A 12,680-nucleotide genomic window follows, 5' to 3' on the forward strand; every position below is an offset into this window, starting at 1 on the left:
GTCAGAGGGTCGGTCGGAGGACGGAAGGAGGTCAGGACGTCTTCGTGAGCTGGAAGTGCCAGATGCCCGTGAGCTTCTGACCCTTGGTCTCGACGATGCTGACCTGCGTCTTGTCCGCGGTGGTCTCGCCCGTCTGGCTGGCGAAGAAGGCGCTGCCGGGGATCGACCGGTAGGTCCTCTTGTAGGGCTCCTGCTCGGCCTGCTGGCCGTTGATGAAGAGGGTCCAGCCCTTCTCCGCGACCTCGGGGTCGACGCCGAAGCGGACCTTGTCGTCCATCGCGACCTCGACGGACTTCTCCGCCTTCTTGTTCAGGCAGCCCTGGATCTCGGACTCCTTGAGGGCCTTGCCGTCGTTGTAGCAGGACGCCTCGGTGTTCACCGAGGTGTCGCCGACCGTCACGGTGGCGAGCGGCGTCGGCTTGTCGCAGGCGGACAGGACAAGGAGTCCCGCGGACACGGCACCAAGAGCGACGCCGATTCGACGGCCCTTACCGGAGAAGAACGCAACGGTCATGCGCCGAAGGTTATCGGTCGGTGCCGCTCACGCCACGCGGGGGTGCGGCGAGCCGCGCCGCGCGGCCCCCAGGAGGCCCCGTACGGAGGCAGCGGCGCCCAGGGCGAGGAGCCCGGCGGCGACGGACATGCCGAGCACTCCGCTGAGGGGGAGCGCGATACCGATCGCGCCGCCGACGACCCAGGACATCTGGAGCAGAGTCTCCGAGCGGGCGAAGGCCGACGTACGCACCTCCTCCGGCACATCGCGCTGGATCATCGCGTCCAGCGACAGCTTCGACAGGGCCTGGGTGAAACCGGCGACCGCGGCGAGAGCGGCGACCATGACGGTGCTGAAGAACACCGCGGCGAGTACGGCGGCCCCCAGGGCGAGCCCCAGCACCGTCGCGACGATCACCTCGGGGCCGCGTGCCCTGAGCCAGGAGCCCACCGCCGTGCCGCAGGCGTTGCCGGTACCGGCCGCGACGCCGACGATGCCGAGGGAGACGGCGGCGCTCTGACCGGCCAGGGGATGCTCACGCAGCAGGAACGCCAGGAAGAAGATGAGGAAGCCGGAGAGCGCGCGGTGCGCGGCGTTCGCCTGGAGGCCGTGCAGGACGGAGGGCCCCACGGACCGCAGCCCGGGTGGCCTCTCCCGCCCGTTCCGCCCGGTTCTCGTGCTGCCGCTCCTGCCGTCCTCGGCCTTGCCGCGGGGGACGGCCGGGCGGTCCGCCTCCTCGTGCGGGACGACGAGACGGGCCTTGCGCTCGCCCTTCGCGGAGTCGACCTTGGGGGGCAGCGTGAAGGCGAGGACGGTACCGCCGAGGAAGATCGCGCAGGCCCCGTAGAGCGGCCAGGCGGACCCGACGCTCTGCAGCCCCGCCCCGACCGGCGCCGCGACACCGGTGGCCAGCAGCCCGGCCAGGGTCACCCGCGAGTTGGCCTTCACCAGGGAGAAGCGGGGTGGCAGGAGGCGGGGTACGACGGCACTGCGCACGACCCCGTACGCCTTCGAGCTGACCAGGACCCCGAGGGCCGCCGGATAGAGCTCCAGCCCACCCGTGGCCACCGCGCCCGACATCGTGATCGCGAGCACGGCCCGGGCGAACATCGCACCGGCCATCGCGGCGCGGCGGCCGTGCGGCAGACGGTCCAGGAGGGGGCCGATCACCGGGGCGAGCAGGGTGAAGGGGGCCATCGTGACGGCGAGGTAGAGGGCGACGCGGCCGCGTGCCTCGTCCGTCGGCACGGAGAAGAACACCGTGGAGGCGAGCGCCACGGTGATCATGACGTCACCGGCGCCGTTGACCGCGTGCAGCTCGATCAGCTTGCCGAGGCCGGACTCGCCCGCCCCATGGGCGTGGGTCGCCTTCCGGATCCCCCGTGCGGTGCCCGTGAACGGGGCGCGCAGGGCACGGCCCATCACCCGGCCCGCCCTGCGGAGCGGACCGGATCCGTCGGACGACCTGGCGGCAGTCACGTGGTCATAGTGCCCCACCCCCGGCCCGGACGAACGCATGATCGGGGCGGGGCGTGGCGGCGGCCGCTCCGTCGGGTGAGTCGTCCCGGCCGCATAACTGCTGGACACAGCGCCGGTTCCGGGCGTATCGGCCACTGCTCGGAGCAGGCTCCGGTCCGGGATCCTGCCCAGTTCGGGACGGGCAGGTGGGCGTGGGGCGGCGGAGAGGGTAGCGTGCACTCACGCGCCACCGGCGGTTGTTCTTGGCCGCGCGCCTCTCGGCGATCCCGCAGAATGGGTGGCAGAAGGCGCGCCCGAGGCAGGCACAACGGGTGTGGACGTCGACGCGGCCCCCAGGTCCGCTCCGCTCACAACTGTCATGGCCGAAATCGGACATCGATGGAGCTGCTGGCGCGCTCGTGAGACGGCGTATGGAGAGAAGCGAGACCTGTGAGTGCTGCGACGACGCGAAGCCGTACGGCCCGTACCCCCGCCCCTGACCGTCTGTGCGCCGAGGCGGTAGACCTCGCACGCGCGGCGGCGGAGGAAGCCGCCGCGCCAGGAGTGGTGGGTGAGCACGTGGCCCTGGTCTCCGAAGGTGACCGGGTCGTCACGCACTTCTTCGAGTCCAAGGAGCCCGGCTACCGGGGCTGGCGCTGGGCGGTGACGGTCGCCAGGGCCTCCCGCGCCAAGAACGTCACCCTTGACGAAACGGTGCTGCTGCCCGGATCCGACGCGCTCCTCGCCCCCGAGTGGGTGCCCTGGAGCGAGCGGCTGCGGCCCGGTGACATGGGTCCCGGCGACCTCCTGCCCACCGAGGCGGAGGACCCGCGCCTGGAGCCCGGCTGGACGGGCGAGGACGAGCCCCTGCCGAACAGCGCCGTCTCCGAGGTGTCGCAGGAGCTGGCCGCCCTCGCCGACGTCGAGGACGCGGAGCTGACGGCGCGGCCCGCGACGAGCCGCGGTTCGATCGCCGCGGTCGCCGACGAGCTCGGCACGCGGCGCGCAAGGGTGCTGTCCCGGTACGGGCTGCGGCTGGCGGCGGACCGCTGGGACGAGGAGTTCGGCGCGAAGACGCCCATGGCGCAGGCGGCACCGGCGTCCTGCGTCACCTGTGCCTTCCTGGTGCCGATGGCGGGCTCGCTGAAGCAGGCCTTCGGGGTCTGCGCGAACGAGTTCGCCCCGGCGGACGGCCGGGTGGTCTCCCTGTCGTACGGCTGCGGGGGGCACTCCGAGGCGGCGGTCATGCCGAAGACGCCGAAGCCCGCGCACGCGCTGGACACGATGCGGGTGGACGACTACGCCCTGCGTCCCGCCGACGGCTCCGGCTCGGTCCCCGACCGGACCGACGGCTCGACGGAGGACCTCGGCCACTCCTGACGCTCCTGCCCGCTGTGGGGTCCGGGCTTGCGGTGCCCGGGGGCGCTCCTGGTACAGGCTTTGTCCTCAAACGCCGGACGGGCTTGATTCTGCCGGGGTGCGGTCCGGCCCTGCGTGTTGCTGATACCGGGGCCGGCCGGCGCCGAGGGCTTCCCGGTCGCGGTACCTTCGGGCGCACACTGGGTCTTTCGTTGCCGTGCATCGCAAGGCGGAGGATTGAGACAACGCGGAGCGTTGTTGATTGACGACGACGCCGCGAGGTGCGGTGCCAGGGCACGCGAGCCCGGCATGATCCAAACGAGAGACCCCAGCGTCACGGGTTCACCGGAAGAGCGGAGTACGAGCGTGGGCATGAATGCGACCGAGGGGGCCGATCCGTTCGGGACGGCGCGACTGCGGCGCGGCGTGCTCGACGCCTGGGGCGCCGGCCCCGCCCGCTTCCGTGAGGACGCCAACGCCGAGGAGGACCTCGCCCTGGGCGGCTACCGCGACCGCCTGGTCGTCGAGCTGGCCCAGAACGCCGCGGACGCCGCCGCCCGCGCCGGTGTCCCCGGCCGGCTGCGCCTCACCCTGCACGACGCGGGCGAGGACACTCCCGCCGTCCTCGCCGCCGCCAACACCGGCGCGCCCCTCGACGCGACCGGCGTCGAGTCGCTGAGCACGCTGCGGGCCTCCGCCAAGCGTGAAGGCCACGAGTCGGCCGTCGGCCGCTTCGGCGTCGGATTCGCCGCCGTACTGGCCGTCAGCGACGAGCCCGCCGTCATCGGGCGCCACGGCGGCGTCCGCTGGTCCCTCGCCGAGGCACGCGACCTCGCGCGGCAGGCGGCCGTCGGCAGCCCCGGCCTCGGCGACGAGCTGCGCCGCCGCGACGGACACGTACCGTTGCTCCGGCTCCCGCTGCCCGCCGAGGGCACCGCCCCCGACGGGTACGACACCGTCGTCGTCCTGCCGCTCCGCGACGGCGTCGCCGAGGACCTCGTGGGCAGGCTGCTCGACGGCGTGGACGACGCGCTGCTCCTGACGCTGTCCGGCCTCGACGAGGTCGTGATCGAGACCTCCGACGGCGTACGGACGCTGAGCCGCTCGCAGCACGGCCCGTACACGCACGTCGACGACTCGGCGCACGGCCTCCACCGCTGGCGCACCGCCACCGCCCAGGGCGCCCTGGAGCCCGCACTGCTGGCCGACCGGCCCGTCGAGGAACGGCTGCGTCCGTACTGGTCCGTGACGTGGGCCGTGCCCGTCGACGAGGACGGGGCGCCCCAGCACCCCCGTACGGCACCCGTCGTGCACGCGCCGACCCCCACCGACGAACCCCTCGGCGTCCCCGCGCTGCTCATCGCCTCGCTGCCGCTCGACACCACCCGACGCCACCCCGCGCCGGGCCCGCTGACCGACTTCCTGGTGGAGCGCGCGGCCGACGCGTACGCCGAGCTGCTGGCCGGCTGGGAACCCGTCTCCGTGGCCACGATCGCGCTGGTACCGGGCGTGCTCGGCAAGGGGCAGCTCGACGGCGCGCTGCGGGCCGCGATCCTGGAGAGGCTGCCCCGGGTCGCGTTCCTGGAGCCCGCCGCGCCCCGGGACCCGGCCGAGGCGGCGGACCGGTGGGACGACTGGGACGGCACCGGGGCCCCGAGCCCGGGGACGACCGCGCTGCGGCCGGTCGAGGCCGAGGTGGTCGAGGGCGTGGGGGACGCGACCGTACGGGTCCTCGCCGAGGTCCTGCCCTGTCTGCTGCCCGCCGGGCTGGAGCGCCGCACCGAGCTGCGCGCGCTGGGCGTCGCCCGGGTCCCGCTGACCGAGGCCGTCGACCGGCTGGCCGGCCTGGAGCGCGACCCGGACTGGTGGCGGCGGCTGTACGACAGCCTGGCCGGCGTCGACCCCGACCGGCTCTCCGGGCTGCCCGTGCCCCTCGCGGGCTCCGGGGACACCCCCCGCACCACCATCGGCCCCCGCCAGGTCCTCCTGCCGCTGCCGGACACGCTGACCTCCCCCGTCCTCGGCCGGCTGGCCCGGCTCGGGCTGAAGATGGCCCACCCGGACGCCGCCCACCCCCTGCTGGAGAAGCTGGGAGCCCTGCCCGCCACCTCCCGCGCCGTCCTGACGACCCCGCAGGTCCGGGCCGCGGTCGCCGGGTCGCTGGAGGCGGGCGAGGTGTGGGACGAGGACGCCCTCGACGGCGACGAGCTCGCCGAGACCGTCCTCACGCTCGTACGCGACGCGGACCTCGCGCCCGGCGACGAGCCCTGGCTGGGCGCGCTCGCCCTGCCCGACGAGGACGGCGAACCCGCGCCCGCCGGTGAACTCGTGCTGCCGGACAGCCCGTTCGCCCAGGTCATGCGCGAGGGCGAACTCGCCCTGTGCGACGCGGAACTCGCCGAGCGCTGGGGCGAACAGCCCCTGACCGCCTGCGGGGTGCTGGCCACCTTCGCCCTCGTACGGGCCACCGACGTGGTCCTGGACCCGGACGAACTGGAGCCCCGCGACACCGACTTCGCCGAGCCGGACGACGCCGGGCTGCTCGACGCCGTCGACGTGTGGTGCGAGGACGTCCTGGACCAGCTCCCGGACACCCCGGTGCCGCCGGTCGCCACCGAGATCGTCGCCGTACGCGACCTGGACCTCGTCGACGACGACGCCTGGCCGCAGGCCCTGGCGATGCTCGCCCGGCCGCCGCTGCGCGACGCGCTGACCCAGCCGGTACGGGTGCTGCTCCCGGACGGTACGACGCAGTCGGTGCGGCCCTACACCGCCTGGTGGCTGCGCGATCACCCCGTGCTCGACGGCCGCCGTCCGGCCGGGCTGCGCGCGGCGGGCGGCGACCCGCGCCTGGCCGGCCTGTACGACTCCGCCGACGCGACGGGCTTCGACGACGCGCAGGTGCTGCGCGCCCTCGGGGTACGGACCTCGGTGGCCGCACTCCTGGACGAGCCGGGCGGGGCGGCCGAACTGCTGGGCCGGCTCGCCGACGAGGAGCGTCCCGTCGGTCCCGTCCAACTGCATTCGCTGTACACGGCGCTCGCCGAGCTGGACCCCGAACAGGTCACGCTGCCGGACGAGTTGCGGGCCGTCGTGGATGACGAGGTGCGGGTCGCCGACGCGTCCGACGTCGTGATCGCCGACGCCCCCGACCTGCTGCCGCTGACCGGGGGCCTCCCGCTGCTGCCGGTGGCCCCCGCCCGGGCGGCCGAGCTGGCGGACCTGCTCCAGGTGCGGCGGCTCGGCGAGAGCGTCGAGGCCGTGGTGACGTCGGAGGGCGAGGAGCACCAGGTGCCGGAGTCCGTGCGGATCCTGCTCGGTGCCGGGACCCCCGACACCTACATCGAGCACGGCGAACTGCGCGCCGGCGGTGTCGAGCTGGACTGGCGGCGCACCCCGGACGGGGTGGTCCACGCGTCCACGGTGGAGGGCGTGGCCGCCGGCCTCGCCTGGGCGGCCGGCCAGTGGCCGCGCCGCTTCGAGGTGGCGGCCCTGCTGGAGGACCCGTCGCGTACCGAGGAGCTGGCCCGGGACCGCTGGTTCGACTGAGCGGCCGGCCGCGAGCCGGCCGGGCTCACAGCTCCTGGACGTACCGCTTCGCGAGCACCAGTGAGACGCGCGGGTGGTCGTCCCGGACGGTCTTGATCGCTGCGACGTCCCCGCGGGCGCTGCGGACGGCGCGGACCTTGTCCGCGTCGACCTGGTCGCGGAAGCCTTCGTAGGTTCCGTAGTGATCCCAGAAGGCGCGCTTCCGCTTGCGGGCGGCGCGGTCTCCGGCGATGCCCAGGGCTCCCGTGATCCCGACCGCGAGGGCTCCGGTGAGCAGGTCGATCATGCGCATGTCCCTTCGGGGGGTGAGGGTGTTGATGCCGCGCGGCGCCTACCCCGGTTCGGCCGATGTATGCGATCTTCACGAAAAAGTCGTGTCGTGAGCACAACCTTTCAGGTCTGTTCGCTGTCTGTTCGTGCGAGTCACCAGACTCACCGACCAGTTGGGACCTGCCGGGGCGAACACCACCCCGGCGGGTCCCCTGCTCCACAGGGGACCACATGCGTATTCGTGCCACCGTCGCCGCTGTTTCCGGCGCCCTGGCTCTGTCCGCTCTCGCCGTTCCGGCGGCGCAGGCGAGTGACCAGGCGGTTCCGAGCCTGGACAAGCCCACCGCCGCCGACGTCTTCGGCTCCGGCGTCAAGGCCCCCCGCGCCGCGGCGCGCGCCGCCGTGACGACCCCGGTCATCTCGAAGGTCGTCATCAACGGCGGCAAGGACATCGTCGTCGGCACCACGGCCGCGAAGAAGATCACCGTCTCCGTCACCGCGTCCCACCCGTCGGGCATCGCCGACGGTTACATCGACCTGTGGCACGGGACGGCCTCCGAGCTGGACGGCGCGCTGATCCCGAACGAGGAGGCGGCGACCTGCACGCACTCCAGCGCCACGACCGCCACCTGCAAGCTGACGATCACGGTCCTCCCCGGCTACGACCTCTACAAGAACACGCTGGCCGGTACCTGGAACGTGACCGCGGGCGCCCTCGCCGGAGACCAGAGCGACTTCGCCTGGAACGACTACCAGACCAAGGCCCGCGTCCAGCGCCTCTCCAAGCTGACCGTCAACGCCGCGCCGGAGCCGGTCAAGAAGGGCAAGACCATCACGGTCACCGGCAAGCTGACGCGCGCCAACTGGGAGAACGGCACCTACATGGGCTACACCGCGCAGCCCGTGAAGCTGCAGTTCCGCAAGAAGACCAGCAGCACCTACACCACCGTCAAGACCATCAACACGAACAGCACCGGTGCGCTGAAGACCACCGCCAAGGCCTCGGTCGACGGCTACTGGCGCTACAGCTTCGCCGGCACGTCGACCACCCCGGCCGTCACGACCGCGGGTGACTTCGTCGACGTGAAGTAACCACCCTTCTCAGGGGCGGAAGCGGCGGCCGACCACACGCCAGGCCAGTTCCAGGACGGCCGCCGCTGCCGCCGCGATCCCCACCGCGGCCCACGGCATCGTCGTGCCCACCAGCTTCAGAGCGAAGAAGTCCTGGAGCCGGGGCACCGCGAGCACGATGACGAAGCACAGGCCCATCGTGGCCACCAGGGCGACCCGCCACCACGTGTACGGGCGGGCGATGATCGCCAGGACCCACACGGAGACCAGGAACAGCGTGAGGGTCGCCGAGCTCGTCTCCGCGTCCAGCGCCCCCGTGCCGGCGTAGTGGTGGCGGGCGAGCAGATACGTGGTGAAGGTGGCCGCCGCCGCGATGACCCCGGACGGGACCGCGTACCGCATGACACGGCGTACGAAGTGCGGCTGGGCCCGCTCCTTGTTGGGGGCGAGCGCCAGGAAGAACGCCGGGACGCCGATCGTCAGCGTGGACAGCAGCGTGAGATGGCGCGGCAGGAACGGGTACTCCACCTGGAAGCAGACCACCAGGATCGCCAGCAGCACCGAGTAGACCGTCTTCGTCAGGAACAGGGTGGCGACCCGGGTGATGTTGCCGATGACCCGGCGGCCCTCGGCGACGACCGACGGCAGCGTCGCGAAGCTGTTGTCCATCAGCACGATCTGGGCCACCGCGCGGGTCGCCTCGGAGCCCGAGCCCATCGAGACCCCGATGTCGGCGTCCTTCAGCGCGAGGACGTCGTTGACTCCGTCGCCGGTCATCGCGACCGTGTGCCCGCGTGACTGGAGTGCCCCGACCATGTCCCGCTTCTGCTGCGGGGTGACCCGGCCGAAGACGGCGTTCCGCTCGATCTCCGTCGCCATGACGTCACGGGCCTGCGGAAGCCGGCGGGCGTCCACGGGGTGCTCGGCGCCCGGCATCCCCAGCTTCCGGGCCACCGCGCCGACGGAGACGGCGTTGTCGCCGGAGATGACCTTCGCGGCGACGTTCTGGTCGTCGAAGTAGGCCAGGGTCTCCCCGGCGTCGGGCCGCAGCCGCTGCTCCAGGACGACGAGTGCGGTGGGCGCGGCGCCGGAGGCGGCGTCCGGGGCGTCCAGCTCGCCCCGCACCCGGGCGAGCAGCAGGACCCGCAGCCCCTGTTCGTTGAGGTGGCCGGTCTCGGCGAGGGCCGGGTCGTCGGTGGACAGCAGCACGTCGGGGGCGCCGAGCAGCCAGGCGGACGAGGCGCCGTCGCCCTCGGTGAAGGCGGCGCCGCTGTACTTGCGGGCCGAGGAGAAGGGCATGGTCTGGGTGACGCCCCAGCCCTCGCCGTCCGGGCAGGCGTCGACGATGGCCTGGAGGCTGGCGTTGGGCCGGGGGTCGGACGCGCCGAGGGCTCCCAGGACACGGCGGACGTAGTCCTCGTCGGAGCCGTTCAGCGGGCGGACCTCGGTGACGTCCATGCCGCCCTCGGTGAGGGTGCCGGTCTTGTCCAGGCAGACGATGTCGACCCGGGCCAGGCCCTCGATGGCGGGCAGCTCCTGCACGAGGCACTGCTTACGGCCCAGCCGGATGACCCCGATCGCGAAGGCGACCGAGGTGAGCAGGACCAGGCCCTCGGGGATCATCGGGACGATGCCGCCGACCGTGCGGGCCACCGAGTCCTTGAAGTTGTCGTCCTTGACGACCAGCTGGCTGATGATGAGCCCGATCGCCGTCGGCACCATCATCCAGGTCACGTACGTGAGGATCGTGCTGATGCCGCTGCGGAGCTCGGACTGGACGAGGGTGAAGCGGGACGCCTCCTCGGCGAGCTGCGCGGCGTACGCCTCGCGGCCGACCTTGGTGGCGGTGAAGGCCCCGCCGCCCGCGACGACGAAGCTGCCGGACATCACCGGGTCGCCGGGCCGCTTGAGCACCGGGTCGGCCTCGCCGGTCAGCAGCGACTCGTCGATCTCCAGGCTGTCGGACTCGACGACCGTGCCGTCGACGACGGCCTTGTCCCCGGGGCCGAGCTCGACCAGGTCGTCGAGGACGATCTCGGAGACGGAGACCTCGGCGGAGGTCCCGTCGCGCCGCACGGTCGGTTTCGCCTCGCCGATCACGGCGAGGCTGTCCAGGGTCTTCTTCGCCCGCCATTCCTGGACGATGCCGATCCCGGTGTTCGCGACGATCACGAAGCCGAAGAGGCTGTCCTGGATCGGCGCGACGGACAGCATGATCACCCAGAGCACACCGATGAGCAGGTTGAACCGGGTGAGGACGTTCGCACGGACGATCTCGGTGACCGAGCGGGACGAGCGGACCGGTACGTCGTTGACCTCACCCCGCGCGACCCGTTCGGCGACCTCGGCGGTGGTCAGCCCGCCCGGCGGCGTCGCGGGAGAGGTCCGTACGGTTTCCGGCTGCTCGCCGGAGGAGTCGAGTGCCCGCTGCGTCATGAGTCCGACCGTACGGGCGGAAGGCGCGATTCACCCGCCGGGCGCCGGACGTTCCGACTGCGGGAGGACCGGAATGGTCCCACGGTCGTACGTCAGGAACGCGCGGTGCCGGACGTCGTCGGGCCGGCGTCGGTGACAGCCGCCTCGGCCCGCGCCGCGGCCCGCTTGAGCGCGGCATCCCGCCCCCGGACGTACCAGACGCCGATCAGGCCCAGCCCGGCTCCGGCGAGGCAGACCCAGATCCACCAGGCGTGTCCGCGGTCGTCGAACCAGCCGTAGAAGGGGACCTGCACGAGGAAGAGGACGAACCAGAGGATCGTGCCGCCGGTGATGGTGGCGACGACGGGACCCTCCAGGGGCTCGGGTGCCTCGTGCTTCGGTGTCCACTTCTCCATGCGGCCGAGTCTAGTGCCGCGACGCGACGGGGGTGCCTCGGGCCAGTCGGCGCAAGGATCTACGCGCGGAGATAGCGATCTTTCAGTTATGTATTCATACTGAATCTGCTTATGGGTGGCTCGATTCATTCGTGTGAACATCCAAGAATGACCACTTTTAATCCCTCGACGCGCGACTGAAGGTCACACATGTCCTCCTCGGCCACCGCTCCGGTCGATCAGCCTCCGATGCCGCAGCAGCCTCACGGCGTGCTCGACCGCTACTTCAAGATCTCCGAGCGGGGGTCGACGGTCGCCCGCGAGGTCCGTGGCGGTTTCGCCACGTTCTTCGCGATGGCGTACATCATCGTGCTCAACCCGATCATCCTCGGCAGCGCGAAGGACATGTACGGGCACCAGCTGGACGGGGGCCAGCTCGTCACGGCCACCGTGCTGGCGGCCGCGTTCTCCACGCTCCTGATGGGCGTCATCGGCAATGTGCCGATCGCGCTCGCCGCCGGCCTCGGCGTCAACACCGTCGTCGCCCTCCAGCTCGCCCCCCGGATGAGCTGGCCGGACGCGATGGGCATGGTCGTCCTCGCGGGCATCGTCGTGATGCTGCTGGTCGCGACCGGACTGCGCGAGCGCGTGATGAACGCCGTGCCGCGCTCGCTCCGCAAGGGCATCGCGATGGGCATCGGCCTCTTCGTGCTGCTGGTCGGTCTGGTCGACTCGGGCTTCGTCTCCCGCATCCCGGACGCCGCGCACACCACGGTGCCGCTGCAGCTCGGCGGCGACGGTCACCTCAACGGCTGGCCGGTCCTGGTCTTCGTGCTCGGCGTGCTGCTGACCCTCGCGCTGATCGTCCGCAAGGTGCCGGGCGCCATCCTGCTCTCCATCGTCGTCATGACGGTCGTCGCGCTGGTCGTCGAGGCGGTCGCCGACCTGCCGGCCGGCGCCTGGGGGCTGACGGTCCCGGAGTGGCCGGGCAATCCCGTCTCCTCCCCGGACTTCGGCCTCATCGGTGAGGTCAGCCTGTTCGGCGGGTTCGAGAAGGTCGGCCTCCTGACCGGCGTCCTCTTCGTCTTCACCGTGCTGCTGTCCTGCTTCTTCGACGCGATGGGCACCATCCTCGGCGTCGGCGACGAGGCGAAGCTGATGGACAAGGACGGCAACTTCCCGGGGATCAACAAGGTCCTGCTCGTCGACGGCGTCGCCGTCGCCGCGGGTGGTGTGAGCTCCTCCTCCGCGTCGACCTGCTTCGTGGAGTCCACGGCGGGCGTCGGCGAGGGTGCCCGTACCGGGCTCGCGAGCGTGGTGAGCGGACTGCTCTTCTCCGTGGCGCTGCTCCTGACGCCGCTGGCGACGATGGTCCCCTCGCAGGCGGCCACTCCGGCGCTGATCGCGGTCGGGTTCCTGATCCTCGCGGGCAACGTCCGCGACGTGGACTGGAGCGACTACACACTCGCCATCCCGGCCTTCATGGCCATGCTGATGATGCCGCTCACGTACTCGATCACCAACGGCATCGGGATCGGCTGCATCGCCTTCAGCGTGATGCGCCTGGCGGCGGGCCGCGGCCGGGAGGTCCCGGCGGCCATGTACGTGGTGTCCGCGGTCTTCGTCTTCTACTACGCGATGCCGGCGCTCGGCCTCACGTAAGCGCGTAC

Annotated in this window: 9 protein-coding genes; 4 read left to right on the top strand and 5 right to left on the bottom strand. The window is 72.2% G+C overall.

What is annotated here, in order from left to right:
- Window positions 1–31: 31 nt before the first annotated feature.
- Together ACFYQ5_RS18220 and ACFYQ5_RS18225 are read right to left on the bottom strand one after the other, a co-directional pair.
- The gene (locus ACFYQ5_RS18220; protein ID WP_389198520.1) at window positions 32–514 is read right to left on the bottom strand and encodes a DUF2771 domain-containing protein; all 483 of its coding nucleotides are present in this window, start codon (window positions 512–514) and stop codon (window positions 32–34) included.
- A 27-nt stretch (window positions 515–541) separates the two neighbouring features.
- Entirely contained in the window at window positions 542–1,972 is a 1,431-nt protein-coding gene (locus tag ACFYQ5_RS18225) for an MFS transporter (protein ID WP_389198522.1), read from the bottom strand.
- A 429-nt stretch (window positions 1,973–2,401) separates the two neighbouring features.
- Between ACFYQ5_RS18225 and ACFYQ5_RS18230 the strand changes: the two genes are divergently transcribed.
- Both ACFYQ5_RS18230 and ACFYQ5_RS18235 read left to right on the top strand, forming a co-directional pair.
- On the top strand, window positions 2,402–3,331 hold the full coding sequence (locus ACFYQ5_RS18230; protein WP_389198524.1) for a DUF3027 domain-containing protein: 930 nt from the start codon (window positions 2,402–2,404) through the stop codon (window positions 3,329–3,331).
- A gap of 351 nt (window positions 3,332–3,682) precedes the next feature.
- Window positions 3,683–6,859, top strand: a complete 3,177-nt coding sequence (locus tag ACFYQ5_RS18235; RefSeq protein WP_389198525.1) for a sacsin N-terminal ATP-binding-like domain-containing protein — start codon at window positions 3,683–3,685, stop codon at window positions 6,857–6,859.
- A 25-nt stretch (window positions 6,860–6,884) separates the two neighbouring features.
- Here ACFYQ5_RS18235 and ACFYQ5_RS18240 read toward each other — a convergent pair whose 3' ends face one another.
- Window positions 6,885–7,145 carry a hypothetical protein gene (locus tag ACFYQ5_RS18240; RefSeq protein ID WP_389198527.1) on the bottom strand — a complete coding sequence of 87 codons (261 nt, stop codon included), beginning with the start codon at window positions 7,143–7,145 and terminating at the stop codon, window positions 6,885–6,887.
- Between the two features lie 215 nt (window positions 7,146–7,360).
- On the opposite strand from ACFYQ5_RS18240, the gene ACFYQ5_RS18245 reads away from it, so the two are divergent.
- Window positions 7,361–8,221: a DUF5707 domain-containing protein gene (locus tag ACFYQ5_RS18245; protein ID WP_389198529.1), complete on the top strand. Its 861-nt coding sequence runs from the start codon at window positions 7,361–7,363 to the stop codon at window positions 8,219–8,221.
- Window positions 8,222–8,230: 9 nt separating this feature from the next.
- Here the strand turns inward: ACFYQ5_RS18245 and ACFYQ5_RS18250 are convergent, their stop codons facing one another.
- Both ACFYQ5_RS18250 and ACFYQ5_RS18255 read right to left on the bottom strand, forming a co-directional pair.
- Complete coding sequence (locus tag ACFYQ5_RS18250) at window positions 8,231–10,636, bottom strand: HAD-IC family P-type ATPase (protein ID WP_389198531.1); 2,406 nt, start codon at window positions 10,634–10,636, stop codon at window positions 8,231–8,233.
- A 92-nt stretch (window positions 10,637–10,728) separates the two neighbouring features.
- Window positions 10,729–11,031, bottom strand: coding sequence for a DUF2530 domain-containing protein (locus ACFYQ5_RS18255; RefSeq protein WP_389198532.1), 303 nt, complete (start codon window positions 11,029–11,031; stop codon window positions 10,729–10,731).
- Between the two features lie 189 nt (window positions 11,032–11,220).
- On the opposite strand from ACFYQ5_RS18255, the gene ACFYQ5_RS18260 reads away from it, so the two are divergent.
- On the top strand, window positions 11,221–12,672 hold the full coding sequence (locus tag ACFYQ5_RS18260; RefSeq protein ID WP_389198534.1) for an NCS2 family permease: 1,452 nt from the start codon (window positions 11,221–11,223) through the stop codon (window positions 12,670–12,672).
- Window positions 12,673–12,680 lie beyond the last annotated feature (8 nt).

The organism is Streptomyces sp. NPDC005794 (genome assembly GCF_042871445.1).
Taxonomy (GTDB): domain Bacteria; phylum Actinomycetota; class Actinomycetes; order Streptomycetales; family Streptomycetaceae; genus Streptomyces.

What these genes read in the sequence shown, in the direction of transcription:
- ACFYQ5_RS18220 (WP_389198520.1), bottom strand. Translation starts at nt 514, where the DNA reads ATGACCGTTGCGTTCTTCTCCGGTAAGGGCCGTCGAATCGGCGTCGCT.
- ACFYQ5_RS18235 (WP_389198525.1), top strand. Translation starts at nt 3,683, where the DNA reads ATGAATGCGACCGAGGGGGCCGATCCGTTCGGGACGGCGCGACTGCGG.
- ACFYQ5_RS18240 (WP_389198527.1), bottom strand. Translation starts at nt 7,145, where the DNA reads ATGATCGACCTGCTCACCGGAGCCCTCGCGGTCGGGATCACGGGAGCC.
- ACFYQ5_RS18245 (WP_389198529.1), top strand. Translation starts at nt 7,361, where the DNA reads ATGCGTATTCGTGCCACCGTCGCCGCTGTTTCCGGCGCCCTGGCTCTG.
- ACFYQ5_RS18250 (WP_389198531.1), bottom strand. Translation starts at nt 10,636, where the DNA reads ATGACGCAGCGGGCACTCGACTCCTCCGGCGAGCAGCCGGAAACCGTA.
- ACFYQ5_RS18255 (WP_389198532.1), bottom strand. Translation starts at nt 11,031, where the DNA reads ATGGAGAAGTGGACACCGAAGCACGAGGCACCCGAGCCCCTGGAGGGT.
- ACFYQ5_RS18260 (WP_389198534.1), top strand. Translation starts at nt 11,221, where the DNA reads ATGTCCTCCTCGGCCACCGCTCCGGTCGATCAGCCTCCGATGCCGCAG.